Raw genomic sequence first — 25,344 nt, forward strand, 5'->3', positions numbered from 1 at the left:
AGTATGTTTTCCTACTAGATAACTCTTTTGCTCACTCGAGGGCGAGGCCGACGATGTCTTTCACTCTCGAAAAGCCCTCCTCCTCAAGGTACCTCTCAATCCCCTCGTTTATCTCCCTGAAGACCTTCCAGCCGCGGAGGGAAACGGCCGTTCCTATCTGGAGCGCCGAGGCCCCAGCGAGGAGGAACTCGACCGCGTCCTGCCAGGTGGTTATGCCTCCAATCCCGATGACCGGGATGTCAAGGGTTCTCGCGAGGTCGTAGACCGCCCTCAGAGCGACGGGCTTAACCCCCGGCCCGGAGTAGCCCCCAACCCTGTTGCTGAGGATTGGCCTCCTCGCATAGATGTCAATCGCTATCGCCTTCAGCGTGTTAATGGCAGAAACACCATCTGCTCCAGCCTTTTCAGCCGCAAGGCCGAGCTTCGTTATATCGTCGGTGTTTGGGGTGAGCTTCGCTATGACGGGCTTATCAGTGGCATCCTTGACGGCTTTAACAACTTCGTAGACGTTCTCCGGTTTCTGGCCGATCTCCATGCCGTAACCTTTCGCGTGAGGACAGCTGAGGTTGAGCTCAAAGGCATCTGCAACATCGCTCAGCTTTTCAGCGAGAAAGGCAAACTCCTCAGGTGTTCCGCCGAAGATGGAAACGATGAGAGGGAAATCAAAGGTATAACCATCAACCATCTCAAGGAAGCCCTTCCAGCCCGGGTTTGGCAGTCCCATAGCGTTTATGAGGCCGTAGGGGAGCTCCACTATCGTCGGGTTGTCGTAGCCCTTCCTCGGCTCGATTCCAATTGATTTCGTTACAACCCCACCCGCTCCTTCTTCATGAGCGCGAATCCACTGCTCAGGCACCTTGTCGTTTATTCCGGATGCGAGAATGAGCGGGTTCTCGAACCTTATCCCGAAAAGCTCGACCTCAAGGCTCACCATTTTGACACCTCAACATCAAAAGAGCGCAGGCCTATTAAGTTTTTGCCCAGGATTTTAGAGAAGTATTTTTAGTGGCGGCGGGCGCGCCCGGGGGTGGGGACCCTCCTCCAGCGGCTTCCACCGGGGCTCGCTCACCCCCGCTACCCCGGGAGCGCCGCACGTCCCGCCTACCGCTGCTCCCTTCCGGGCCTGGCGGGGTTCGGCGGGCAAAGGACGTTAGTCCGGCCCTCCAGCCGGACCTCGTCCACCGTCGGCCCCCCGGGACGAGGGCTCATCGTTGTGCCCCGGCTTCCGCCGCTGGATTTGGGAACCGCCCCCCGGGCTTCGGCCCCGGCATGTCGGCGGTTTCCGGTTACAGGGGACGCCGAACCCCCCGGCCTAGCCCACCGCCGAGAGTAGTTATCCGGGCCGGATATATAAAGCTTTGGTAGGTCGAGAACCAAAGGTGGAGAACCTTTGGATTAAAAAATTTTCATAAGTTTCTCAGCTAACTCGTTCACAGGTGACGTCCAATGCGCCTTAATGAGCATCCTGTTCTAAAATTTAAACGGGGCAGAGAGGTCACTATATACTTCAACGGGCAACCCGTGAAGGCCTATGAGGGGGAACCCATCGCCGCGGCACTCCACGCCGCAGGAATAAAGGTCCTGAACTATTCTGCCAACGAAAAGCGTCCCAGAGGCCTCTTCTGCGCCATCGGGAAGTGCTCCTCGTGCCTCATGATAGTCAACGGCATACCGAACGTCAGGACGTGCATAACCCTCGTGGAGGACGGAATGCGGATAGAACCCCAGAGGGGGAAGGCAAAACTGCCCAAAGAGGCCAAACCCCCGGAATTCAGGGACGCAAAGGTTGTAAAGGCCGATATAGTTGTCATCGGCGGCGGGCCCGCCGGTTTGATGGCGGCGATACACGCGGCCGACGCGGGGGCAAGCGTTGTTCTCCTCGACGAGAACCCCATGCTTGGCGGACAGCTCGTCAAGCAGACCCACAAGTTCTTTGGGAAGAGGGAGCAGTTCGCCGGCGTCAGGGGCGTGGAGATAGCGAAAATCCTGGAGAAAGAGGTCAGAAAGAGGGATAACATTGAGGTATTCCTCGAGACCTCGGCAGTGGGCATCTTCCAGGAGGGGGATGAAAAGCTCGTCCTCGGTGTGAGGAAGAACAAGGAACTCATAGAGTTCCGCGGGAGGGCACTTATAGTGGCCACTGGCGCTATGGAGAAGATGATACCCTTCGAGAACAACGATTTACCTGGAATCTACGGTGCCGGAGCGATTCAAACGCTGATGAACACCTACGGGGTAAAGCCGGGCGACAGGGTTCTGATAGTCGGTGCCGGAAACGTCGGGCTGATTCTAGCTTATCAGCTCGTACAGGCAGGAGTTGAAGTTGAAGCGATAGTCGAGGCGATGCCTAAGGTCGGCGGCTACTTCGTGCATGCTGCCAAGGTGAGGCGCCTCGGAATTCCAATCCTCACGAGGCACACAATCCTGCGCGCCGAGGGGAAGGAGAGGGTTGAAAGGGCTGTAATAGCTCAGCTCGACGAGAACTGGAAGCCGATACCCGGGACGGAGAAGGTCTTCGACGTCGATGTGATAGCCCTCGCCGTTGGGCTGAGGCCGAGCATAGAGCTCCTCCATCAGGCGGGTTGCCAGATAAGGTTCGTCCGCGAGCTCGGCGGCCACGTAGCGGTTCGCGATGAGTGGATGGAAACAACGGTCAGGGGAATATTCGTTGCCGGAGACACGGCAGGAATAGAAGAAGCGACAACGGCGATGCTTGAAGGCAAGATAGCCGGCATAGCCGCCGCCCTGAGGCTGGGAATAGCTGAGGAGAGCTGGGTGAAGGAGATAGAGAGGGCCCAGCGTGACCTCGAGGAGTTCCGTTCCGGGCCCTTCGGAAGGCACGTCGCTGAGGGAATAAGGAAGCTTCTTGCGGGGGTCGGTGAGAATGTCTGAGGTTCCTCCTTACCTTCAGAGGGGATACATAACGCCCGAGGAGCTTTTTGAGATAATTCCGAAGCCGAGCGAGGAGAGATTGAGGGCCAGACCAGTCGCAGTTCCGGAGTGCCCGCAGGAGATACCCTGCGCGCCCTGCAGGGAGATATGCCCGACCAGCGCGATAAGCATGCCCACGCCGAATGACATACCCGTAGTAGACTATGAGAAGTGCATAGGATGCTCCCTCTGCGTCCAGATATGCCCCGGGCTGGCGTTCTTCATGGTGCACTACGTTGGCAATAAGGCGAGGATAACGATGCCTCACGAGCTTCTGCCGCTCCCGGAGAGAGGAGAGGAAGTGGTTCTCCTCAACCGCGTTGGAGAGCCCGTTGGGAAAGGCAAGGTCCTCACCGTCGTCCCAAGGGAGAAGACAAAGGGGGACACGCCGATAATCACCGTCGAGGTGCCGATTGAGTTAGCGTGGGAAGTTAGGGCGGTTAAGGTGGAGAGGTGATCAAAATGTCCGGAAAGGTGATCATCTGTCGCTGCAACGACGTAACGGTAGAGGAAATCGAGGCGCTCATAGACGAGGGCGTCACCGATATCGAGGAGATAAAGCGCCTCCTCCGCGTTGGAATGGGGCCCTGTCAGGGGAGAACCTGCATGCCGCTCGTGATAGCGATCCTCGCGAGGAAAACGGGCAAGAAACCCGACGAGATCCCCCTCCCGCGGGCCAGAGTCCCGATAAGGCCCGTCCGCGTTGAGGTGCTGGTGGGTGGTGACGATGAGTAAGGTCGCGATAATCGGTGGCGGAATAATCGGCGTTGCCACCGCCTATGAACTAGCGAAGCTCGGAGAAGAAGTCATTCTCTTCGAGAAGAACTACTTCGGCTCCGGCTCGACCTTCCGCTGTGCCACCGGAATCCGCGCCCAGTTCACGGACGAGGCCAACATAAGGCTCATGAAGTACGCGGTCGAGCGCTGGGAGAAGCTCGAGGAGGAGCTGGGCTTTGACATCAACTTCAGGCAGACCGGCTACCTCTTCCTCGCGACGAGTGAGGAGGAGGTCGAGGCCTTCAAAAACAACATCAGGCTTCAGAACAAATTTGGCGTTCCCACAAGGCTCATAGACATGGACGAGGCGAAGGAGATAGTCCCAATCCTCAACACCGAGCCATTCTTAGCCGGCGCTTGGAATCCTAAGGACGGCAAGGCGAATCCCTTCAAGACGCTCTTTGCTTACCTCTTCCGGGCCAAGGAACTCGGCGTTGACGCGAGGGAGCACACCGAGGTGGTTGGTTTCGAGCGCGAGGGGGATGTTATAACCGCGGTCAAGTTCAGGAGCAACGGGAAGGTCGAGAGCGTTAAGGTCGACGCCGTTCTGAACGCGGCCAACGCCTGGGCGCCGCTCATAAACGAGATGGCCGGCCTGAAGCGCGACCTCGTGCCAATAACCGCTTACAAGCACCAGCTCGTCAAGACGGAACCTCTGGAGAGGGGCCAGGCGGAGCCGCTTGTCTGCCCGCCGAGCTGGAACGACGCTTACATAATCCAGGACGGTGAGGACGGGGGAATAATCTGCGGCGTAGGGATAGAGCACAGGGCAAAAAGCCTAGACGACTACGAGCCGACCTACGACTTCCTGCGCGGCGTTCTCCGCTACGCTACGATGATAGCACCGCCTCTCCGTTATGCCCACATCGTCCGCCAGTGGGCGGGCTTCTACGCTAAAACTCCGGACAAGAATCCCGCAATAGGGAAACTCCTCGACAACTTCTACATTGCCGCTGGCTTTTCAGGGCACGGCTTCATGATGGCCCCCGCGGTTGCTCAGGCCATGGCAGAGCTTATAGCCAAAGGCCGCTCCAAGGTTCCCCTCGACTGGGACTGGTACGATCCCTACCGCTTCGAGCGCGGAGAGCTCCGCTCCAGCGCATTCCAGATAGGGTGATGCCCCCGTTCCTTTCCAATTTTTGCCACCCCCACGGCAAGAAAAAGATTATAAAGGGGCCTCGGTTAACACCGTGAGGGTCATCATGAGGATAGTCTTCGACATAGGCGGCTCTGTTTTGGTCCCGGACGATCCGGACATCGATTTTATCAAGGCGATAGCATACGAGCTCGTCAAGATAAGCGAGGATCATGAGGTGGCCGTTGTCGTCGGCGGTGGTAAAGTCGCCAGGAAGTACATCAAGGCCGCGAAGGAGTTCACACCCAACGAGACTTTCAAAGACTATATAGGAATCCACATCACGAGGGCAAACGCGATGCTGCTCATCGCCGCGCTCGGCGAGAAGGCCTATCCCTTTGTCATCCAGGACTTCCGTAAGGCCTGGGAAGTGATACAGCTCAAGAAGATACCGATAATGGGCGGAACCCACCCAGGCCACACGACTGACGCTGTCGCTGCTCTTCTCGCGGAGTACCTGCAAGCCGACCTTCTAGTGGTAGTCACCAACGTCGACGGTGTCTACGACAGCGACCCAAGAAAGAACCCGAACGCTAAGAAGCTTGATAGAATAACCCCGGAGGAGCTTGTGGAGATAGCGATGGAGGCAGAGAGCAAGGCCGGTGGGAGCGGTGTCGTTGATGCCCTCGCCGCCAAGTTCATCCAGCGCGGAAGGATAAGGACATACATCGTGGGAAAAGAGGACGCCTACCACCTCTTTGACGTGGTAAAAGGCAGGCACAACGGGACCGTTGTGGAGCCTTAATTGCTACTTTCTCTTTGCCAACTTTTCTCCGCAAAGCTTTGGGATTTAATCCCCTCTCACGAAAGCCACCTTTTTATACCTCCTCCCCCTTCTCCCTTCGGTGGTGTCCATGAAAATCGTGGTTGTCGGTTCTGGTACAGCCGGAAGCAACTTCGCCCTCTTCATGCGCAAGCTCGACAGGAAAGCCGAGATAACCGTCATTGGAAAGGAGCCGACCATGCAATATTCCCCGTGCGCGCTCCCCCATGTGATAAGCGGAACGATTGAGAAGCCGGAGGATGTCATCGTCTTCCCGAACGAGTTCTACGAGAAGCAGAAGATAAACCTAATGTTAAACACAGAAGTTAAGGAGATAGACCGCGAGAGAAAGGTCGTGATAACGGATAAGGGCGAGGTTCCCTACGACAAGCTCGTCTTGGCTGTTGGCTCGAAGGCCTTCGTCCCGCCGATAAAGGGCGTTGAGAACGAAGGTGTTTTCACCCTCAAGAGCCTTGACGACGTGCGCAGGATTAAATCCTACATCGCCGAGAGGAAGCCGAAAAAAGCGGTCGTAATTGGCGCTGGCTTAATAGGCCTCGAAGGGGCCGAGGCCTTTGCCAAGCTCGGCATGGAGGTTCTCGTCGTTGAGCTGATGGATCGCCTAATGCCCACAATGCTCGACAAAGACGCTGCAAAGCTCGTCCAGGCTGAGATGGAAAAGCACGACGTTTCATTCAGGTTCGGCGTCGGTGTGAGCGAGATAATGGGAAGCCCTGTTAAGGCTGTTAAAATCGGCGAGGAGGAGGTCCCAGCGGACCTCGTCTTGGTTGCCACAGGGGTCAGGGCGAACGTTGATCTGGCCAAAAAGGCCGGTCTCGAAGTCAACAGGGGAATAGTGGTGAACGAGCACCTCCAGACGAGCGATCCAGATATTTACGCGATAGGCGACTGTGCGGAAGTTATTGACGCGGTAACGGGTAAAAGAACCCTCAGCCAGCTCGGAACTTCGGCGGTTAGAATGGCCAAAGTTGCTGCAGAGCACATAGCGGGCAAAGAGGTTTCCTTCAGGCCCGTCTTCAACACGGCGATAACTGAGCTGTTCGACCTCGAAATCGGCACCTTTGGAATCACCGAGGAGAGGGCGAAGAAGGAGGGTATTGAAATAGCGGTCGGCAAGTTCAAAGGCTCGACCAAGCCCGAGTACTACCCCGGCGGAAAGCCCATAACCGTCAAGCTGATCTTCAGGAAATCTGACAGAAAGCTCATAGGCGGCCAGATAGTCGGGGGCGAGCGCGTCTGGGGCAGGATAATGACTCTCTCCGCGCTAGCGCAGAAGGGTGCAGCGGTGGAGGATGTGGTCTACCTTGAGACGGCCTACGCCCCGCCGATAAGCCCGACCATCGACCCGATAACTGTCGCGGCGGAGATGGCGATGAGGAAATTCCGTTGAGCTTTTTAGCCTTTCTTACCAATTTTCTACCATGAGGCGGCCAACGAGGACAAGAGTCAGCAAGCTGATGGCCTACATTCTGAGGCACTCACCGGAGGAGTTTGGGCTAAAACCGGACGTTGAGGGCTTCGTCTCTCTCGGTGAGCTTGTAAAGGCTCTAAAAACAGTTTACTCCGATGTTGATGAAGAATTCGTACGCGAGATCGTTGTTCACGATCCAAAGGGCCGCTACGAAATCAGGGGCAACAAAATCCGCGCCCGCTACGGCCACAGCTTTCCGGTAAGTCTGAACCATGAGGAAGACACTGAAAGCCGTTTTCTCTACCATGGAACTCCAAGAAGAAACCTACCGTCCATTCTCAAAGAGGGTTTGAAGCCGATGAAACGGCAGTTCGTCCACCTCACCACGAGCAAAAGCGAGGCCCTGGAAACGGGCAGGAGACATGGAAGGGACGTAGCTCTGCTTATCATTGACGCCGACTGTCTGAGGAGGGAAGGCTTGAAGGTTTATAAGGCAGGGAAGAACGTGAGGATAGTGGAGAGAGTCCCACCAGACTGCATCATGTTAAAAATCTAAAAAGAGGCCTGAAGCCAGTTTCATGTGGTCGATGATTCTTCGTCATCGTAGAGCTCCTGACCAACGGTTATCTCGTCCTCGAAGCCCTTTGATCCCTCAAGGGTCTGGATCCTGAACATGTAGCTCTTGTACCAGTTGTAGCTCGGCATGACCTTGATCGGAAGAAGCCTCCATGCCCTCGTCTCCTCAACGTAGCCCCAGTTGACGTACTCGTTGAAGTTCCTGAGGATGTCGGTTATGACAACGCCGAACTCGTTGAGGAGGACTCTCTGTATCTCTCTCCACTTGTCGAGGGAGCTTTCCCTTCTCGTTATGCCGAAGTAGCCGGCGCAGCCGGGCCCCTTGAGGGTGGCTATTCCCCTTCCAACAAAGGAGCGGATGGCGTGGACTGTCTCGGGCGGATCGGTGATGAACGTGTCGAACTTGTGAAGGGCGTAGTCGGGGAGGGGCTTCCTCAGGTCGAAGGTGAATATCTCGATGTTCTCGTATCCTACTTCATTGGCGGCTTTCTCTATGAATTTCGTAAGCCTCTCGTCGATGTCGAGGACGGCTATGCGCTTCGGAAGGCCGCTGAGCATCAGCGCCACGCTGGTCAGGTCATCATCGCCGAGGACGAACACCTCTTTGTTCTCAAGGTCTCCCCTGCTGTGCATAAGCGCAACTCTGGCCACGGTGGTTTCAGGAGTAACGTAGGCCTGGTCAAACTCGTGAACTGGCTCGGGCCTGTCCTTCGTTATCTCCTTGAACTCCGCGAGAAGCTCCGAGAAGGCGTCCAGCTCAACCGTCCTGCCCTGGCAGTGGTGGCAGGTGTAATCGGCCCTTGGGCCGATCCCATATTTCTCCACCAGCTCTTTGCCCTTTTTTGTAAGGATCGCCTGGTTGTTCTCAAAGGCAACATAACCGAGTTCGTACAAAGCTGTGACCACTGCAACGACGAGCGGTAGGGGCTCTTCGCTGAGGTCAACAATCCGCCAAACGTCCCCGCTGGCCAGAATAGCGCTCAGAACGTTCTCAACTGTTCTCTCATAAACGGGAATGCTCGTCTTCTCCTTAACTCTCTCGACTATCTCCCTCATGGCAAGCACCTCCAGAAGGATTTTAGTTTGTGGATGGGAGTTAAGAGGGGCCTCTTTTAAGGTTTTCCCAGCGGCAAGTTTAATAAACATCACCTCGATTGGCCCTCGATGATAAAACCTGTGGGAGACGATTTCGTCAAAAGGTATCGGCTGCAGTACAACCTTGAGGCCCTCGAGAGGGTTAGGGGGGAAATCGGCGAAAAAGCCTATTCCCGCCTGAAAGCCTTGATAGAATACCGCCTTTACGGGGAGGAATTCGACCACTCTCCACTAAGCGTAAAAATAGCCCTCGCCTTCTCAGGTGGATCTGACAGCACCTCCTCGCTGAAAATCCTCCGCTGGGCCGGCTTTGATGTGGTTCCAGTTACCGCAAAGCTCCCCCAGATGAAAGGGCGTGTGATAGAGAAAGTCAAGCGTGAGGGAGCGGTTCTCGTAGAAATTCCCAACTACCTCGAAGCGATAACCTTCCAGATGGAGAAGGGCGCCCCGATATGCGGGAGATGCCACTCCATGGTCATGAAGGCCATTGAAGACTACGCACTGGAGAACGGAATAAAAATCCTCGCCTCCGGCGACCTTCTGAGCTCTGGCCTAATCTCAATCTACCGCTCCGGAGATCTCGTAATCCTCAACTTCCCCGCCTTTCTAGCCCTTGACAAAGCGGAGATAATAGAACTCATCGGCGGAAAGTACGAGCTGAGCTTTGGGTGTCCGCTACTATGGGAGCTATTTAGAAGGGCTCCATCCACTAAAAGGTTCGCCATTCAGAGGGTCTTACGGGAAACCAGGGCCAGAGCATTGAATCCAGAAATGGCCGAAACACTGATACGGGACATACTCTCGCGTTAAATACACATTTATGACCCAAAAGGTTTAAATCTGTCTTCCCAAACTCCCTCCGGTGAGGATTAATGGTTACGAAGGATGAGGTTGAAAAGGTCGTGAAATCGGTCGTTGACGAGAAGTTCATTAAATCCATTGGGGTGGACGATAAGGGCAACGTCACGGTTACTCTCGCTAGGGACACTCCCGACATAGACAACGTCCTCATAAAGCTCCACTCCGAGATTGGAAAGCTTGAAGGTGTAGGTTTGATAACCATAAACCGCGAGCGCGAGGAGAAAACCGGTGAAGGCGAGAACGTTCAGCTCACGGAGGAGCTGATCCTGGAGAAGCTAAAGGAGGTCATAGACCCCGAGATAGGCATCGACGTCGTTAACCTCGGTCTGATTTACGACCTCCAGATAAGGCCCGACAATACGGTCTACGTCAAGATGACGATGACAACTCCGGGCTGCCCGCTCACGATGTGGATTCTAAGGGCTGTGGAGGACAAGATACTCGAGATTCCCGGCGTTAAGGACGCTGAAATCGAGCTCACCTTCGACCCACCGTGGAGCCCGGACATGATAAGCCCGGAGTACAAGAAAAAGCTTGGCCTTTACTAATTATCTTTGCTTTTTCTGTTCCCTTCAGTCATCCCCAGAGCGCTGGGCATCAATCCGTTCTGAACCTTCGGTTTCAGGAACGAAAACTTTATATTCGCCCAGGTTCACTTAAAGGCGGTGATGTTGCCATGGCGTGGAAGGTTACGGTTGACCAGGACACCTGCATTGGAGATGCTATCTGTGCTAGCCTCTGCCCGGACGTCTTTGAGATGGGCGACGACGGAAAGGCCCACCCAGTAGTTGAAACCACCGACCTCGAGTGCGCCCAGGAGGCCGCTGAGGCCTGCCCGGTCGGCGCTATAACCCTCGAAGAGGTCTGAAGCCCCTTCTTTTTTCTTCTCATTGATTGTAAGCTTCTAAGCGTCTGTAGCCAATTTACACTGCTGGCTCTGCTTTTTGGGTTTGACAAGAAACGGAAAGGCAGAAAAGAAATCATTCAAGCGTCAAGTTGAACTTCTTGGCCTGTTCCAGGACGTACTCCCTTATCTCCCTCGCCTTTGGAAGCTCAGCGACTATCTCGCCGTTCTCTATGAGCGGCTTGAGGAGTGGCTCGACCTTTGCCCCGCAGACCGGGCACTTTTCGAGCTTTTTATCTGCCGGAATGCGGTGGTAGTGGCCGTTCTCACAGCGATAAACCTGCTTCCTTCCGCTGAGCTTTCCGCGCTTGGTTATAGGCCTGCCCTCAACCTCCACTATGTCGAGGGAGAAGTCTATCGGCTTCGCACTGGCTATGGCCGAGCCAACTCCGAAGGCGTCGGCAACGTCAACTATCTCCCTTATGCTCTCCTCGTTTAAACCCCCTGAGACGAAGATTTTGACCCAGTCGTAGCCCCTCAGGTCGAGCTCCCAGCGGACCTCCTCGATTATTCTCCTGAAGTTGCCCCTCCTCGAGCCGGGCGTATCCAGTCTTACCGCATTGAGCCTCTCGCCGAGTGCTTCAGCGGCCATTAGAGCTTCGAACTTCTCGTCGCAGAGGGTGTCAACCAGAGCAGTCCTTGGAACCTCTGGCTCAACCACCTCGTCAAAGTACTTCCAGGCCTTTACCTGATCACCAACTGTAAGAATCAACGCGTGGGGCATTGTTCCAACGGGCTTTTCACCGATCATCTCAGCTCCAAGAACGCCAGAGACGCCGTCGCATCCGCCTATAAAGGCCGAGCGGTCTATCATCGGAGCTATTGCAGGATGCATGTGCCTTATCCCGAAGGAATAGACCGGCTTGAAGTTTGCCGCTATTTTAATCCTCAATGCCGCAGTTGCTATTCCGCTCGCCTGGCTGAGCATGCCTAGTAAGGCCGTCTCGTATATCCCGAACTCCTCATAATAGCCATCTATCTGGAGAACCGGCTCGTAGGGGTGGAAGATCGTGCCCTCGGGCATGGCGTAGACGTTCACTGGGAGGCCTTCAAGGAGCTTTGCGACCTCTTCAATTCCGGCCAGAACTCCCCACTTCCAGCCGTTTGGAAGGCCAGTTGTGCTCACGTCTGCAAAGACCTTCCTGTGAATGCCCTTCTCTTCGAGTATCTTCTTTGTCCTGATGAAGTAGACGTCCGTCGTCTTTCCCGCCCGGATATCCTCCTCGTGGGCGATGTAGAAGCCACGCATTTTCACCACCGTTTTAAATTATGGAAAAGAAGTTTAAGGCTTTTCCTCAGGGGAAAACGGGAGTTCGGTTTCTTCTCCTTTCTCCCTCTTGTGAAGCTCCCTCCTGTATGCCTCCAGTGGTCTGTCCTCGACCTTTAGGTAACCCGCGAAGGTCTTCGGTTTTTTCTCCAGCTCGTCGAAGAACTCCGGGTAGCGCTTGTCTCTGACGATGTGGTGGTCGAGGATTATCTCAGCGTTTGTCTCGCGGATTATCTCGTTGAGGTTTTTGATTCCAGTCTCCCAGCTACCCTCGGCACGCTTTCCGAGATACGTCGGCGGGCCGCCGGTTATGAGCAGGTCGGGGTTTTTAGCGATTATCCACTCAACAGCTTTTCTGTTCAACAGCTGGATGTCGCTGGCGTGGATTACCCTCTTGGAGCCGTCGTCAATGAGGACCATCACGACGAAGCCGAGCTTTGAGCCTTCGCTTCCGTGCGGAACAGCGGGAGAGAACTCAAGCTTAACCCCACCGAGGTCGAAGGCTCTCCCGTCGGCGAACTCTATCTTCTTCGCTATCGGCTCGGCGTTCTTGAGGAAGGCCCAAGCACGCTTCCTCTGGCTGAAGTTTATGTTCTCCCGCGGGTGCTTGATGAAGAGGAACTTTCCGGCGTAGATTTCCCTCGCGTATTCCTCACTTGAGCTCTCGTAGAGGCCCTCAAAGAAGGGTGTATGGTGATCGTAGTGGTAGTGGGAGATTGTTACCACGTCGGCCCTTTTTGCATAACCCTGGAGCTTCCTCCTCATCTGCTGAAGGGTTTCCAGTTCTACCTTTGCTGGAGGAAGACCGTAGCGCTTCGGCCCGAGGGCGACGCCCGGATCGATGAGGATTTTTAAGCCAGAGGCTTCCACGAACGTTGCTAAGCTTCTAACTCCGAGGCTTTCAGAGGCAAGGGGGATAACACGCATTTTATCACCTGGGTATGTTTGGGCTAAAGGTTTAATAAGCCCCCCCATTAATGAAAGCTAGCCGATGATGAGTGTCATCCCTCCTGACCCCAAGATGATGACATTATCCCCACCTGAGGTGATCCAATGTTCGGTTTCCTGAGAAGAAAGAGAGAAAAGCACGGGCCCTTTGTATATCTCAGCGAACCGACTTTCCTGTATCACACCAGAACGGAGAAGGCCATAGTGGAAATTATAGAGGAGAAGTTGAACTCTACCAACATCCTCGTGCCCTCCAGATACGGTCTAAGGGACACGAGCGGGCGGATCAAAGAGGCCGAATACCTCGTTGCAGTTGCACCGCTCGGCAAGTTTACCTCGCTCGTTGGTAGAGAAGTAAAAATCGCTCAAGAGTTCGGCGTCAAGGTCTTCACCCTACTAATCGCCAGAGAAGGGGACGAGCTCGTCTACCTCTGGGTCGAGGGCGTTCCGGAGGACATCGAGTGGCTTTCGCCCGAGGAGACAGAGGAGTTCATGAAGATTTTCCTCAACAGCGAATTTATGGATTACATGAAGAAAGCCCTTCTCTTCGGCTCAAGGAAAAGGGAATGGTAGCAAAAAAGGAAAAGTTCAGGCATTGGCTTTCCTCTTTCTCTCTATGTAGTCGCATATCGCCTTGGCAGCCTTCTTTCCGTCGCCCATCGCCAGGATAACCGTTGCCTCGCCCCTAATCGCGTCGCCACCTGCGAAAACTCCAGGGATGCTGGTCATCAGGTTCTCATCGACGACGAGCGTTCCGTCCGGGTTGACCTTAAGGCCGGTCGCCTCCTCACTGATTATCCTGTTGGGCTCTAGGCCTATCGCTATTATGACCGTGTCGGCTTCCAGCGTGACGTACTCGCCGGTGCCGACTATCTTTCTCTTGCCTTTCGCGTCCCTCTCCTCGAGCGGGCGCATCTTTTCAAACTTCACGGCCTTGACCCTGCCGTTCTCGTCGCCTATGAACTCGACCGGCTGGAGGAAGAACTCGAACTTTACTCCTTCCTCCTCGGCGTGCTTTATCTCCTCAATACGGGCCGTCATGTCCTCCCTTCCGCGGCGGTAGGCTATCGTCACTTCCGCACCCAGCCTCAGCGCGGAGCGGGCCGCGTCCATGGCGGTGTTGCCGGCACCGATGACGATGACCTTCTTGCCAACGGCTATCGGGGTGTCGTATTCTGGGAACTCGTAGGCCTTCATTAGGTTGACCCTTGTCAGGAACTCGTTCGCGCTGTAAATCCTGTCGAGGAGTATTCCCGGGATGTTGAGGAGCTTCGGCGTTCCCGCGCCGGTTCCAATGAAGACGGCGTCGTGCTCCTGAAGGAGTTCCTCGATGGTTACCGTCCTCCCGACGACGTGGTCGGTGAGGATTCTAACGCCGAGTTTCCTCAGCTTGTCGAGTTCCTTCTCAAGTATCTCCTTGGGAAGCCTGAACTCTGGAATTCCGTAAGCCAAGACTCCACCCGGCTTGTGGAGGGCCTCGTAAATCGTTACGTCGTAGCCGAGCTTCGCTAGCTCGCCGGCGCAGGTGAGTCCAGCGGGTCCGGCGCCGACGACAGCCACCTTTCCTTTCCCGCAGAGGAGCGGCCTCATCTCCTCCAGGAGCTCATCCTCTATGCCGTGCTTTCTCGCGTAGTCAGCGACGAAGCGCTCAAGCTTGCCGATGTTGATCGGATCGCCAACCTTGCCCATAACACACTGGGCCTCACACTGATCCTCCTGCGGGCAGACCCTACCTGTAACGGCAGGAAGGGTGTTGTCGCCCCAGATTACCCTGAGAGCTTCTTCAACGGCCCTGTTCGGGTCGTCGCGGTATTCGACGAGCTTGCCTATGAAGCCGGGAATGTTTATGTGAACAGGACAGCCCTTGATACAGGGTGCATACTCGGGCGGGCACTGGAGGCATCTTTCAGCTTCCTTCACCGCTGACGCAAAGTCGTAGCCCAGGTTGACCTCCCCGAAGTCCTTAACGCGTTCTTCAACCGGTCTTTCAGGCGTTGGAACGCGCTCCTTGATGAGCTTCGGTCTCTTCCTCACCATTCAGATCACCCCCTTCTCCCTGAGCTTCTGAAGATACCTCTCCCTGGCCAGGTTCTGCTGTTCGACGAAGCGGGCGTCCCTCTTTATCACGTCGTCCCAGTCCACCTTGTGAGCGTCGAACATCGGGCCGTCCCTGCAGGCGAACTTTATCTGGCCGTCGTAGAGTATCCTGCACGAACCGCACATGCCGGTTCCGTCGACCATTATCTGCCTGACGGTGACGATGGTCGGGATTCCGTATGGTCTGGTGAGCTCGGCCAGCTTCGCGAGGGAGCCGAGCTTTCCGCCGGCGAAGACAATGTCCACCTTGTCCTTCTCTATGAGCTCCTTGAGGACGTCGAGGTAGTGGCCCTTTATGCCGACACTGCCGTCTTCAGTCGTGAGGTAGTGCTCGTCGGCAACGGGCTTCGCCAGGAACTTTTCCGGATAAACGTGGTCTTTGGTCTCGAAGCTCTGTATTGCTATTGTGTAGTTACCCGCTTCCTTCATCGCCTTCAGAGTAGCGTAGCTCTCCGCCTGGGCACAGACGGCATCCGAAGCGAAGACGACGTTCCCGTAGTACTTGACCTTTATCGGCTTGCCGAGGGGCCCGGCGACGCTGAGGAGCTCGTCCCCCACCTGCTTCTCGTACCAGAGCTTGAAGGTCGTGACCCCGTGGCGCCTTATGAACATGCCTATCTTTCCGTCCTCGGCGTAGTAGACGGACATTGGGACCCTTTCGCCTTTCTCGTCAACGATCAAGACAACGAACTGGCCCGGTTTCCATGAACGGGCCACGTGGGGCGCCTCTACCTCCATAAAAAAGTCAATAATGCTCAGGTTTTCCTTCTTTGTTATCCTATATCCCATGGTGCACCACCCTGTGCATGTGAACAACCTTGTTCACCATAAGTTTTGAACTCTAAGGTTTATACGGCTTTCTTAAACCAAAGGTTTAGAACCCTGCTTAGGCCAAAAAGGGGTAGGAGATTGCTTCTTTGGGGAGCCTTCCACTCCTCAAAAGCGTTTAGGAAGCTTTTTAGGATGCGAGCCCAAGGCATTGATGGTGATGTGGATGGTGAAGATACCCAAGAGCCACCCCCGCTACTGGAGCCTCTACTACAGGGAGAAGATAATCGAGGGAATGGAGAAGGGAATGACTGCTAAGGCAGGCCTAATAGCCCATGGTCGTGGTGAGGCCTTTGACTACCTCATCGGCGAGAGGACGATAGAGCCTGCGGAGAGAGCCATGAAGGTGGCGGTTGCAAAGTTTCTCCTTGCAAAGCATCCGGTCATCTCCGTTAACGGGAACGTCGCGGCCCTGGTTCCAAAGGAGACGATAGAGCTCGCCAAAACCCTCAATGCAAAGCTCGAGATAAACCTCTTTTACAGAACGGAGGAGAGGGTTAAGGCTATAGAAGAAGAGCTGAGGAAGTACGACCCCGAAATCGAGATACTCGGCATAAACCCGACGAAGAGGATTCCGGGTTTGGAGCACGAGCGCGGAAAAGTTGACGAGAACGGAATCTGGAAGGCCGATGTCGTTTTAGTCCCCCTTGAAGATGGAGATAGAACAGAGGCGTTGGTGAGAATGGGGAAGTTCGTCGTCACCGTTGACCTCAACCCGCTTTCGAGAAGCGCCAGGATGGCGGATATAACGATAGTGGACAACATTGTGAGGGCCTACCCGAGGATGATTGAACTTGCCAGAGAAATGAAGAACCTTCCGAGGGAGAAGCTTGAAGAGATTGTAAAAGGCTACGACAACGGGAAAACTCTGAGCGACGTCCTTCTCCACATAAGGGATAGGCTAGCCAAACTGGCCGAAGAAGGGATATGGAGACGGAAGGAGCTCTAAACTTCTTTTTCTGTTCTTTCCACAAGCTTTCTAAGGTTGTTTATAAGCTCTGACTCATTTTCTATCTTTGAGACTATCAGGGGTATTCTCTCCCTCTGGGCCAGCTTTACCGCCAGCTCATCGAGTTTTTTGACCCCGTGGAGAACTATAACAGCTGGTTTCAGACCCTGAACGCGCACTGCAACCATGGGGCTTCTTCCGGTGCTGACCTTCGTAAAGACCAGGGCCCTTTCGGTTGTCCAGCCATACAACTTGAGGAACTCCTCACTGCTCATCTCAAGGATAGCCCTTATGCTGTCGACGACTGTATAGCCGTATATCTCCCTGTCAATCATATCTTCGTTGGCCACTATCTCCCCGTTAACTGCATCCAGAAGCTGGGAGATCTTTATGGGGATCGAGAACTCTCTGATATCTAGGATTGCAGAAGTTGGAAGCTCAACCCCAATTGTCCTGCTGAAGGCCTTGATAACACTACCGCCCCTCTCTTCGTCAATCTTTAGAAGGGCCTCAACGAACTTCTTTATCGTACCGGCACCTGGACTCTTTCTCCTTCCACCCTCGTAGTCGCTTATAACGGAGGACGAGACCCCAAGGTGTTCGGCAAGCTCAGTCTGGCTTATTCCGAATATCTCCCTCCACTTTCTCATGGTTTTGCCGGGGTCGGAGGAAAGGGTTATCTCACCCGCTATTCTTCTAGCAAGGGCCTCTTTTTCTTTCTCGAGCATGGTACTTATTACAGTCAAACTGTTATAAACCTATCGTCAATTGCAGAAGAGACCTCAAATTTAAAACCGCACCGTGAACATCAACATGACGAGAAGGGTTATGGAGCCCCGGGCGGGGTTTGAACCCGCGACCTGCCGCTTACCAAGCGGCCGCTCCACCAGGCTGAGCCACCGGGGCGTCGATTACATCATGAAGTCCGGCATTTATAAATTTTTCTCTCACCCGATTTTCTCCACTAGTTCCTCCAGGACATCCTTGAACCTGGCGGCGTCTACCCACTTTATTCCCATCTTCTGGGCCCAGGTCAGTATCCCCACATCGGCAGACACTATGGCTGCGTCAAGTTCTTTTGCCAGCAGAATAAGCTCAAAATCCTCTTTACTATCAACGATGCCCTCACGGAGGGCCTTTCTGTAGTTTCTTCTTAACTTCTGGATGATTTTATCAACGTTGTCGGTTTCAAGGACGCTCTCCCTAACGGCTTTTTCCGCAACTCGGAGTCCCTTATCAATCCTCCGCCGAATATCATCTATTAGTTCATAGACAACGAAAGCCGGGATCTTGATGTTGTGCACATCGGGGGGCTTTTTGATGATGTAGAGTTCAATGTCAGGCGAGACTTCCTCCACATCCACGAAGTTCATGACCTCCCGGTATATCCCGGGGGGCATGTAAAACTCAACCCTCCCAAAGAGCCTCTCGGCGTATTCAAGAAAAGCCTTCATGGCACTGGTCGGATCGCTTCCAAAAGAGGAACGTATATCGGGGTTTACAAAGATGCTAGTGTCCAAAACGAACTTTATCAGTGCCATGGCCACCACAAGGTTATTATAATCCCCGGAATTTAAAAAGTTAGGTGAAAGCATGAAAGTGGGAGTTGTTTTCGGGATCAGTGAACTCGCCAGCCCAAAGGCCTTTGAGGAGAAGGTTTCCAGTTTTATAACAAAGCTCGCAGGGGAGTTCGACGTTTCTGGAGGGTTTATCGTATCGACCAAGGCAGAATTCAAAGAGGCAAAAAACGAAGTCAACTTCAATGACGTTGATGTCCTTCTTTTGTACCCCCTAACTGGAGGAACCGAAGGTGTTCTTAGGGAGTTCGCTGTTTTCAGGAGGCCAACCGTGATATACGGAGATCCGTACAACAACTCCATAGCCTCGGGAATAGAGCTCAGAGAGTATTTCAGGGAAAGATTAATACCAACAACCCTTGTAAAGAGCTTCGAGGAACTTAAAGCGGCTGTTCTGGCTTATGAAGATTTAAAAGAAACTCTCGAAAAGTTCCTACGAATGAGGATTGGCTTGATAGGCAGGATATCCCCGTGGTTGATCAACGAAAGGCTCGATATACCCTACACGAGAATAAGCCTGAAGAAGTTTTACGAATATTACGAAAAAACAACCGACGAAGAGGGCCTGAGGGCCATCGAGGAAACAGTGGAAAAAGCAACAGAGATAAAAGAACCATCCAAAAAAGACCTCGCAATCGCAGGTAGGGTATATCTAGCCATAAAACGCATCCTTGAGGATTACAGACTTGATGGGTTTACAATCGGGTGTTTCGACCTCATCGAAAAGCTGGGAGGAACTCCGTGTCTCGCTCTGGCCCTATTCAACGCCGAGGGAATTCCAGCAGCGTGTGAAGGAGAGCTGAACTCCCTACTCGGCATGATGATCATCAGAAAGTTCTTCAGCAAGCCTGCCTTCATGGGGAACGTTGCAGATTATGGCGGAGACTACTTAATATTGGCCCACTGCACGGCTCCCCTCATTGGAAGGTACGTTCTCAGATCGCACTTCGAAAGCGGCAAAGGTGTTGGCGTCGAGGTTGAGCTTCCGAAGGGAAAAGCCTCACTCTTTAAGATCAGAGGAAGGAGGGCAGTGGTTGCGGGGGTTGAGGTAATTGGCAGGGAAAAGAATGAGAACAGGTGCAGAACTCAAGTTAAACTTAAAATTGAAGATGCTCCAGAGTTCATAGACGGAACCCTAGGAAACCATCACCTTTTAGCTTATGTAGACAGCGAAGAACTTGCGGATCTACTCAGCGAGCTTGGGTTCGAAGTTATGCTCTATTGAAACACGACCAAAATTTTAAATATTTTTTTCACAAATTTAATAACAGGAGGTGATAATATGAGAAGGGCACAGGCTGCGATAGAATACTTAATGATGATAGCTGTAGCCCTCATGATGGTTGCAATAGTAATAAGGTACGTAAAGCAGGCAGCAGAGCAGACCGGAAAGACAATAAATGAATCAACTAAAAAAATAGCTAGTTATGTAAACGAAAGCTGGGAGGACGTTTAAAATTTAGAAGAAAGATAAGTCAAACGGGGGTAACGTGGCCCCACTTCTCCAAAGCCCTTGCCAGTTCTTTATGGGTTTTCGCGTATTCATCGAGTGGGATTCCCTGCATGATGGCATCGATGGCCTGTCTGACCGCCATTGCTCCTGCCTTTGGCCCGTCTGGGTGGCCCATCGTTCCACCGCCGAGCTGCAAAACGATGTCCTTTCCGAGGGCTTCTATGACGGGCTGGATGTTGCCGGGGTGAAGTCCTCCAGAGCTCGTCGGGAAGACGGGCTTGATGTGGTAAAACTTCTGCTCAAGGTGATAGACATCGTTCTCGTCCGGAACGTAGTGGTCCTCGGTGATTATCCTCTTGTACTGGATGACCTCCCACTTCTCGCCCTCCATCTTGCCGGCCCCAGCGGTGCCGATGTGGAGCTGGTCAACGCCGATGACGCGGTAGAGCTTGGCCAGGACGAACATCGAGATGCCGTGGTACTTATAGCGGGCAAAGGCGGTGTGCATCGCTCTGTGGGCGTGCAAAGCTATGCCGTAGTCTTCGGCAAGCTCGCGGATGTAGTCGAGGACGCCCCAGCCGAGGACGACAACGTCAACCATCGCGTGGGGAACGCCGTAGTCGGCGAGTATTTCAAGCCTCTGCTCCATCTCGAGTATTGGCGAGGTAATGTTAGCGAACCATGTCTTCTTTTCTCCAGTCTCGTTTTCTGCCTTCTCCATGGCCTTGGTGACGACCTTAACGCGCTCCTCGAAGCGGTTGTACCACGGGCTGGTGAGGTTCTCGTCATCCTTTAGATAATCTGCTCCACCGGTGTAAAGGTCGAGGGCAAGCTTGTAGAGCTCTTCCGGCGAGTAGCCTACCTTCGGCTTTGGAACAACACCATAGAGCGGTCTGTCGTAGATTTCGAGCTTCTTTCTGACACCCTCGATCCCGAAGGCCGGTCCCGGGTAGTTCCGGAGGAACTTCTCCGGAAGATAGATGTCCTCAAGGCGGAGCCACTCAACGCGCTTCATTCCAAAGACGTTGCCAGCTATACTCGCGAGGAAGCCGGGCATGTTGCCCTCCTCAAAGATGTGCTCCGGGTAGGCAATCCTGACGATCCAGCTGCCGTCACCCATGTCAACGAAGTCGTAGGCCTTGGCTGACATGTCGGCCCAGCGCTCCTCCTCGTACCAGGGATAAAGGGTCGTCCAGGTTCCGGTCGAGCTCTCGGCGGCAACTGCACCTGCCGCCTGCTCGATCGTGTATCCCTCTGCCGGAGTAACGCGGAAAACGGCTATTACGTCCCTCTTCTTATTGGGCTCGTAGCCCTTGTCCACGTAGTAGTCGTATATCTTATCAAACTTCTCAACCATTTTCAGCACCTCCAATATTTCTGAGGTAAATATTATCTTATCAGAGGACTATAAAAATCTATTGACCATATCTGAGTACTAAAGAACAGAAAGATTGAACAACATTAAAGCGAGCTTACGTCGTTTCAGGCAACTTCGGAGGTGTTTCCAAAACACGCAGAGATATTGCCCCCTCATCCCTAACAGGTTAAGGCCCCTCAATTCCAACCACCATCATCCAGCACGTCTTTGTGGCTTAAGTTCTAACTCGCTCATCTAAAATCGGCTGAAATATGCCCTAAAAACACCGTTTTTCCGAAAGGTTTATATATCACTTTGCTCCTAATTTAAAACGCAGAAACCTTCAAAAAGCAATAAGGAGGTGTTGTGAATGGCCGAGCTTCCAATTGCCCCGGTTGACAGGCTTATAAGGAAGGCCGGTGCTGCCCGCGTTAGCGAGGAGGCCGCCAAGGTTCTCGCCGAGCACCTTGAGGAGAAGGCCCTTGAGATAGCCAAGAAGGCCGTTGCCCTTGCCCACCACGCCGGCAGAAAGACCGTTAAGGCCGAGGACATCAAGCTTGCCATCAAGAGCTGATGGCGCTTCCTTTTTTCTTCCACTTTCTGGGTTACCAGAGCTTTATCCTTCTGACACTGATATTCTCCCCACTTATCTCAAGGATGGCGAATCCTGGAGAGTCGAAGCGGGGGAAGACTGGAGAACCGGGGTTTAAAAGATGAACTCTTCTCCCGTATAAAGAGTACGTGTCATAATAAAACTTATGAGTATGCCCAAAAACGAGAACGTCAGCGTCCATCTCAAGGGCCTTAAGGGTAAGGAAATGGGCGTTTAGAGAGACGAACTGGTGACCATGGACCATTCCAACGGACACATCACCGAACCTCTCAACCCTCTCTTCCGGCAGGTTCGCCCTGTCGACGTTCCCCCTCACTGCCAATGTCGGGGCGATTTCCTCAAGCTTTTCAAGGAGCTCGGGAGCGGTAATATCGCCCGCGTGAAGAATCATGTCGGGGGAAATTTCTTTAAGATGATCAAAGAGAAAAATGGGGAGATTCTTCGTCTTATCGCCGTAGTGAGTATCGCTGACAACTGCAAGCTTCATATTCTCACATCGGCACCTTTATGCCAAGCTTTTCAACGAGCTCTTTGTAGCGATTTCTGACAGTTACCTCGGTAACGTTCGCAACTTCGGCAACTTCCCTCTGGGTCTTTTTCTCACCTTCGAGCAGGGAAGCAACGTAAAGGGCAGCGGCGGCAAGACCGGTAGGACCTTTCCCGCTCGTGATGCCCATTCTTATAGCTTCCTGAAGTATCTCCTTGGCCCTTTTCTTCGTCCGTGCACTCACACCTAGGGCGTCCCCAAAGCGGTCAACGTAGTCTATTGGGCTGGTCGGACGCAGGTTCAAACCAAGTCCACGGGCCATAAAGCGGTAGCTTCTTCCAATCTCCTTTTTGGTAACCTTCGAATACCGCGCTATCTCGTCCAATGTTCTTGGCACGCCTTCCATCCTGCAGGCAGCGTAAAGTGCAGCGGATACCATTCCCTCAATAGAACGGCCGCGGATGAGCTTTTTCATAACGGCCTTTCGGTACAGCGCGGCCGCCTGCTCCTTTACTCTCTTGGGAAGTCTCATCTGAGCAGCCATTCTGTCGAGCTCGCTGAGTGCAAATGCAAGGTTCCTCTCGGCGGCATCGTTTATGCGCATCCTTCTCTGCCACATTCTGAGACGTCTCATCTTGCTTCGGTACATACCGGTTATCTGGTTCCCGTGTATATCCCTATCGCGCCAGTCTATGTCGGTGGAGAGGCCCTTGTCATGAATCATAAGCGTCATCGGCGCACCGGTCCTAACTCGCTTGGCCCGCTGATCCGGATCGAAAGCCCTCCACTCAGGTCCTTCATCGACTATGTTCTCCTCAAGAACGTAGCCACAGTTTGCACAGACGAGCTCTCCCCTACTTCTATCATAAAAAAACTCCGTTGAACCGCAAACGGGACAGACCTTCCTATCGGCCAAAGGCTCTCACCCCCTCCTTTTGGGGGCGGGGCGTTTCTTAACGCGCCGGGATTGCTTTTCTTTCCCTCGGCCTTTGGCCTTCCTAGTGTCAACGTAGAGCACAGCACCAACGTAATCGGAGGGATTCCTGACGCGCGGTTTAACAGCTATAAACGGTGCCTTTACGGGACCAAAAACATCCTTAACAACGCCCACAAAGTTCAGGTTCTTATCAACAACTCTATCGTTGAGATTGGGTACCCAAGAACTGCGAAGGATCAAAAAGCCCTGCTTGGCATAGTGAGAAACCTTGCCCAGTCTCTTCATAGCCCCACCCCAGAACGACATTTCCTTTTAAAGTTTTCGATTAATTGATTTATAAACGTTTCGGTCATCTGCAAAAAGTTTTTAAGAGGTAAATCGCTAGTAATGGAATTTAGACCACCCATACAGACAGCAATTTTTGTTTTGTACATAGACGGCACTGCGTTTAGCAAATTTATGTCAAAAAAACGCTTATAAAGTGGTCTTATTATCAGATACCAGTCAACATGGAGGTTGAAACCATGGGATGGTTTGAAAAGTACTTCGAATTTGAAAGGTACGGCACCGATATGAAGACTGAAATCCTAGCAGGTGTTACCACCTTCATGACTATGGCCTACATCCTCTTCGTCAACCCTGCGATACTCAGCGATGCCATGGGTAAAGAGGCATTCAACTCGCTGGTGGCAGTTACAGCCCTCTCAGCAGGTTTCGCGACAATCCTGATGGGCCTCTACGCCAAGAAGCCCTTCGCCCTCGCTCCGGGAATGGGCCTCAACGCATACTTCGCCTACAGCGTCGTCCTCGGGATGGGCTACGACTGGAGGATAGCCCTCGCGGCGGTCTTCGTCGAGGGGCTGATATTCATAGCCCTCAGCGTCACCAAGGTCAGAAGCGCGATAATCCACGCCATCCCCCTCAGCCAGAAGTACGCCGTTGGAGCTGGAATCGGGCTCTTCCTCGTCTTCATCGGCCTCAACGATGTGGGCCTTCTCACCGCCGTCGTCAACGACTCAGGTGTCCTCCAGTTCACCGGGCTGAACGCAAGCGCCCTCGCGAGCAAGGAGATAGTGCTCTTCTTCTTCGGCCTCTTCCTCGCGGCGATACTCATATCGCTCCGCATCAAAGGGGCTTTGCTGATCTCGATAATAACCACCAGCGTCCTAGGCTGGCTGACTGGGGCCGCCCCCTGGCCCGACCACCTGTTCTCAACGCCTGACATAAGCTACACCTTCCTCAAGATGGATCTCAAGGGGCTTCTCAACGTCGGGGCACTGGGAGTCATCTTCGCCTTCTTCATGGTGGACTTCTTTGACACCCTCGGAACGGTCACCGGGCTCAGCGCCAAGGCCGGCTTCCTGACGAAGGACGGAAAGGTCCCGGATGCTGAGAAAGTTCTCCTGACCGATGCAATAGGAACCACCATCGGTGCCGTCCTGGGAACCTCAACCGTCACGACCTACATTGAGAGCGCCGCGGGAATAGAGGAGGGCGGAAGGACGGGAATGACTGCTCTTGTTACCGGTCTGCTCTTCCTCGGAATCGGTCTCTTCATAGCACCCCTGGCCCAAGCGATACCGGCCTTCGCAACAGCACCTGCGCTCGTCATAGTCGGCTATTACATGCTCAGCGCCGTCAAGGAGATAGACTTCACCGACCACACAGAGGCCATTCCGGCATTCCTCGTGCTCGTCATGATACCCTACACCTACTCGATAGCAGATGGAATAGGGGCTGGCTTCATCAGCTACACGCTGCTCAAGCTATTCAGCGGGCGCGGAAGGGAGCTTCACCCGCTCATGTACGCCCTGGCAATTGTGTTCCTGGCCTACTTCGCCTACCTCAGTGGAGTCTTTTGAGGCCCTTTTTTTACCATTTTAAAGGTTTAAAGGAGTAAAGAAGAGCGGTGTTCATTCTGAAGCTTTTTCGTTCTCGGATAGCTTCTCCTTGAGGAACTGCTTGAGAACGTATGGACACTGTTCACGAATAAACTGGGCAAATTCCCTAATCCGCTCAACAGTTATATCGTGAACGTAGTGCTCAAACTGACAGGCGTCTTGTTCGGCTATCTCGGGCGGGATCCCAAGAACCTCAATAAAGAACTCAGTTAGAAGCTTGTGCTTTAAATAGGTACTTTCCGCGATCTCTTTACCCTTCTCTGTCAGCAGTATGCGGTCGTACTTCTCGTATTCAACTAGCCCTTTTTCGCTGAGCTTTTTGAGGGCATCAACAACGCTTGGGGGCTTCACGTGAAGGGCCTTTGCTATGTCCTTGACCCGGATTACTCCCTTATTCTTGTGGAGCAGGTACATCGTCTCAAGATATTCCTCTTCCCTCTTCGTTATTTCCAACCC

General features: G+C 53.5%; 29 protein-coding genes, 1 tRNA gene and 1 other RNA gene. 16 read left to right on the forward strand and 15 right to left on the reverse strand.

Annotated elements, in window-relative coordinates; genetic code table 11:
- Window positions 1–31: 31 nt before the first annotated feature.
- Window positions 32–931: a dihydroorotate dehydrogenase gene (locus A3K92_RS06925; protein WP_198361971.1), complete on the reverse strand. Its 900-nt coding sequence runs from the start codon at window positions 929–931 to the stop codon at window positions 32–34.
- 78 nt (window positions 932–1,009) lie between these two features.
- An RNA gene (ffs, locus tag A3K92_RS06930) (signal recognition particle sRNA) lies at window positions 1,010–1,323 on the reverse strand.
- A 123-nt stretch (window positions 1,324–1,446) separates the two neighbouring features.
- Between ffs and A3K92_RS06935 the strand changes: the two genes are divergently transcribed.
- The 7 genes from A3K92_RS06935 to A3K92_RS06965 all read left to right on the forward strand — a co-directional run bounded on the left by A3K92_RS06935 (window position 1,447) and on the right by A3K92_RS06965 (window position 7,594).
- Window positions 1,447–2,892: an FAD-dependent oxidoreductase gene (locus A3K92_RS06935; protein ID WP_088885564.1), complete on the forward strand. Its 1,446-nt coding sequence runs from the start codon at window positions 1,447–1,449 to the stop codon at window positions 2,890–2,892.
- Window positions 2,885–3,388, forward strand: a complete 504-nt coding sequence (locus A3K92_RS06940) for a 4Fe-4S dicluster domain-containing protein (RefSeq protein ID WP_088885565.1) — start codon at window positions 2,885–2,887, stop codon at window positions 3,386–3,388. Before A3K92_RS06935 ends, A3K92_RS06940 begins: the two co-directional genes overlap by 8 nt.
- 5 nt (window positions 3,389–3,393) lie before the next feature.
- Window positions 3,394–3,666 (forward strand): (2Fe-2S)-binding protein, encoded by a 273-nt coding sequence (locus tag A3K92_RS06945; RefSeq protein WP_088885566.1) that lies wholly within the window; start codon window positions 3,394–3,396, stop codon window positions 3,664–3,666.
- A complete protein-coding gene (locus A3K92_RS06950; RefSeq protein WP_088885567.1) occupies window positions 3,659–4,825 on the forward strand; it encodes an NAD(P)/FAD-dependent oxidoreductase in 1,167 nt (388 codons plus the stop codon). Before A3K92_RS06945 ends, A3K92_RS06950 begins: the two co-directional genes overlap by 8 nt.
- A gap of 85 nt (window positions 4,826–4,910) precedes the next feature.
- Window positions 4,911–5,588 (forward strand): UMP kinase, encoded by a 678-nt coding sequence (gene pyrH, locus A3K92_RS06955; RefSeq protein WP_088886061.1) that lies wholly within the window; start codon window positions 4,911–4,913, stop codon window positions 5,586–5,588.
- Window positions 5,589–5,697: 109 nt separating this feature from the next.
- Window positions 5,698–7,017: an NAD(P)/FAD-dependent oxidoreductase gene (locus A3K92_RS06960; RefSeq protein ID WP_088885568.1), complete on the forward strand. Its 1,320-nt coding sequence runs from the start codon at window positions 5,698–5,700 to the stop codon at window positions 7,015–7,017.
- A 31-nt stretch (window positions 7,018–7,048) separates the two neighbouring features.
- A complete protein-coding gene (locus tag A3K92_RS06965; protein ID WP_088885569.1) occupies window positions 7,049–7,594 on the forward strand; it encodes an RNA 2'-phosphotransferase in 546 nt (181 codons plus the stop codon).
- 20 nt (window positions 7,595–7,614) lie between these two features.
- On the opposite strand, the gene bpsA is transcribed toward A3K92_RS06965, so the two are convergent.
- Window positions 7,615–8,670, reverse strand: a complete 1,056-nt coding sequence (bpsA, locus tag A3K92_RS06970) for a N(4)-bis(aminopropyl)spermidine synthase (RefSeq protein ID WP_088885570.1) — start codon at window positions 8,668–8,670, stop codon at window positions 7,615–7,617.
- Window positions 8,671–8,778: 108 nt separating this feature from the next.
- On the opposite strand from bpsA, the gene A3K92_RS06975 reads away from it, so the two are divergent.
- The 3 genes from A3K92_RS06975 (at window position 8,779) to A3K92_RS06985 (ending at window position 10,438) form a co-directional block, all read left to right on the forward strand.
- Window positions 8,779–9,519, forward strand: a complete 741-nt coding sequence (locus A3K92_RS06975; protein WP_088885571.1) for an ATPase — start codon at window positions 8,779–8,781, stop codon at window positions 9,517–9,519.
- Between the two features lie 62 nt (window positions 9,520–9,581).
- Entirely contained in the window at window positions 9,582–10,118 is a 537-nt protein-coding gene (locus A3K92_RS06980; RefSeq protein WP_088885572.1) for a metal-sulfur cluster assembly factor, read from the forward strand.
- Window positions 10,119–10,246: 128 nt separating this feature from the next.
- On the forward strand, window positions 10,247–10,438 hold the full coding sequence (locus A3K92_RS06985) for a ferredoxin (RefSeq protein WP_088885573.1): 192 nt from the start codon (window positions 10,247–10,249) through the stop codon (window positions 10,436–10,438).
- Between the two features lie 112 nt (window positions 10,439–10,550).
- Here A3K92_RS06985 and A3K92_RS06990 read toward each other — a convergent pair whose 3' ends face one another.
- Window positions 10,551–11,723 carry a nicotinate phosphoribosyltransferase gene (locus A3K92_RS06990; RefSeq protein WP_088885574.1) on the reverse strand — a complete coding sequence of 391 codons (1,173 nt, stop codon included), beginning with the start codon at window positions 11,721–11,723 and terminating at the stop codon, window positions 10,551–10,553.
- Between the two features lie 33 nt (window positions 11,724–11,756).
- Entirely contained in the window at window positions 11,757–12,668 is a 912-nt protein-coding gene (locus tag A3K92_RS06995; RefSeq protein WP_088885575.1) for an MBL fold metallo-hydrolase, read from the reverse strand.
- A gap of 126 nt (window positions 12,669–12,794) precedes the next feature.
- Between A3K92_RS06995 and A3K92_RS07000 the strand changes: the two genes are divergently transcribed.
- Window positions 12,795–13,262 (forward strand): hypothetical protein, encoded by a 468-nt coding sequence (locus A3K92_RS07000; RefSeq protein WP_088885576.1) that lies wholly within the window; start codon window positions 12,795–12,797, stop codon window positions 13,260–13,262.
- Between the two features lie 15 nt (window positions 13,263–13,277).
- Here A3K92_RS07000 and gltA read toward each other — a convergent pair whose 3' ends face one another.
- Both gltA and A3K92_RS07010 read right to left on the reverse strand, forming a co-directional pair.
- Entirely contained in the window at window positions 13,278–14,726 is a 1,449-nt protein-coding gene (gene gltA / locus A3K92_RS07005) for an NADPH-dependent glutamate synthase (RefSeq protein WP_088885577.1), read from the reverse strand.
- Window positions 14,727–15,575, reverse strand: a complete 849-nt coding sequence (locus A3K92_RS07010) for a sulfide/dihydroorotate dehydrogenase-like FAD/NAD-binding protein (RefSeq protein ID WP_088885578.1) — start codon at window positions 15,573–15,575, stop codon at window positions 14,727–14,729.
- 205 nt (window positions 15,576–15,780) lie between these two features.
- Here A3K92_RS07010 and A3K92_RS07015 point away from each other — a divergent pair, with 205 nt between their 5' ends.
- On the forward strand, window positions 15,781–16,563 hold the full coding sequence (locus A3K92_RS07015) for a 4-phosphopantoate--beta-alanine ligase (RefSeq protein WP_088885579.1): 783 nt from the start codon (window positions 15,781–15,783) through the stop codon (window positions 16,561–16,563).
- On the opposite strand, the gene A3K92_RS07020 is transcribed toward A3K92_RS07015, so the two are convergent.
- From A3K92_RS07020 to A3K92_RS07030, 3 genes are all read right to left on the reverse strand, one after another.
- Complete coding sequence (locus A3K92_RS07020) at window positions 16,560–17,291, reverse strand: helix-turn-helix domain-containing protein (RefSeq protein WP_088885580.1); 732 nt, start codon at window positions 17,289–17,291, stop codon at window positions 16,560–16,562. The genes A3K92_RS07015 and A3K92_RS07020 overlap by 4 nt on opposite strands.
- A gap of 101 nt (window positions 17,292–17,392) precedes the next feature.
- Window positions 17,393–17,469, reverse strand: a tRNA-Thr gene (locus tag A3K92_RS07025).
- A gap of 41 nt (window positions 17,470–17,510) precedes the next feature.
- Window positions 17,511–18,104, reverse strand: coding sequence for an RNA ligase partner protein (locus A3K92_RS07030; protein ID WP_198361972.1), 594 nt, complete (start codon window positions 18,102–18,104; stop codon window positions 17,511–17,513).
- 52 nt (window positions 18,105–18,156) lie between these two features.
- On the opposite strand from A3K92_RS07030, the gene A3K92_RS07035 reads away from it, so the two are divergent.
- Both A3K92_RS07035 and A3K92_RS07040 read left to right on the forward strand, forming a co-directional pair.
- Entirely contained in the window at window positions 18,157–19,365 is a 1,209-nt protein-coding gene (locus tag A3K92_RS07035; protein WP_088885581.1) for a hypothetical protein, read from the forward strand.
- Window positions 19,366–19,422: 57 nt separating this feature from the next.
- The gene (locus A3K92_RS07040) at window positions 19,423–19,596 is read left to right on the forward strand and encodes a class III signal peptide-containing protein (protein WP_088885582.1); all 174 of its coding nucleotides are present in this window, start codon (window positions 19,423–19,425) and stop codon (window positions 19,594–19,596) included.
- Window positions 19,597–19,615: 19 nt separating this feature from the next.
- Here the strand turns inward: A3K92_RS07040 and rbcL are convergent, their stop codons facing one another.
- Window positions 19,616–20,950, reverse strand: a complete 1,335-nt coding sequence (gene rbcL, locus A3K92_RS07045) for a type III ribulose-bisphosphate carboxylase (protein ID WP_088885583.1) — start codon at window positions 20,948–20,950, stop codon at window positions 19,616–19,618.
- Between the two features lie 370 nt (window positions 20,951–21,320).
- On the opposite strand from rbcL, the gene hpkB reads away from it, so the two are divergent.
- Window positions 21,321–21,524, forward strand: a complete 204-nt coding sequence (gene hpkB / locus A3K92_RS07050) for an archaeal histone HpkB (protein WP_088885584.1) — start codon at window positions 21,321–21,323, stop codon at window positions 21,522–21,524.
- Window positions 21,525–21,555: 31 nt separating this feature from the next.
- On the opposite strand, the gene A3K92_RS07055 is transcribed toward hpkB, so the two are convergent.
- The 3 genes from A3K92_RS07055 to A3K92_RS07065 are packed head-to-tail and all read right to left on the reverse strand — an operon-like array spanning window position 21,556 to window position 23,272.
- Window positions 21,556–22,050, reverse strand: a complete 495-nt coding sequence (locus tag A3K92_RS07055) for a metallophosphoesterase family protein (RefSeq protein WP_088885585.1) — start codon at window positions 22,048–22,050, stop codon at window positions 21,556–21,558.
- Between the two features lie 4 nt (window positions 22,051–22,054).
- A complete protein-coding gene (locus A3K92_RS07060) occupies window positions 22,055–22,966 on the reverse strand; it encodes a transcription initiation factor IIB (RefSeq protein ID WP_088885586.1) in 912 nt (303 codons plus the stop codon).
- Between the two features lie 6 nt (window positions 22,967–22,972).
- Window positions 22,973–23,272: a Gar1/Naf1 family protein gene (locus A3K92_RS07065; protein WP_088885587.1), complete on the reverse strand. Its 300-nt coding sequence runs from the start codon at window positions 23,270–23,272 to the stop codon at window positions 22,973–22,975.
- 239 nt (window positions 23,273–23,511) lie between these two features.
- Between A3K92_RS07065 and A3K92_RS07070 the strand changes: the two genes are divergently transcribed.
- Window positions 23,512–24,849, forward strand: a complete 1,338-nt coding sequence (locus A3K92_RS07070) for an NCS2 family permease (protein WP_088885588.1) — start codon at window positions 23,512–23,514, stop codon at window positions 24,847–24,849.
- Between the two features lie 51 nt (window positions 24,850–24,900).
- Here A3K92_RS07070 and A3K92_RS07075 read toward each other — a convergent pair whose 3' ends face one another.
- A complete protein-coding gene (locus tag A3K92_RS07075) occupies window positions 24,901–25,341 on the reverse strand; it encodes a metal-dependent transcriptional regulator (protein WP_088885589.1) in 441 nt (146 codons plus the stop codon).
- Between the last annotated feature and the right edge of the window lie 3 nt (window positions 25,342–25,344).

The sequence above is a fragment of the Thermococcus gorgonarius genome (assembly GCF_002214385.1).
Taxonomy (GTDB): domain Archaea; phylum Methanobacteriota_B; class Thermococci; order Thermococcales; family Thermococcaceae; genus Thermococcus; species Thermococcus gorgonarius.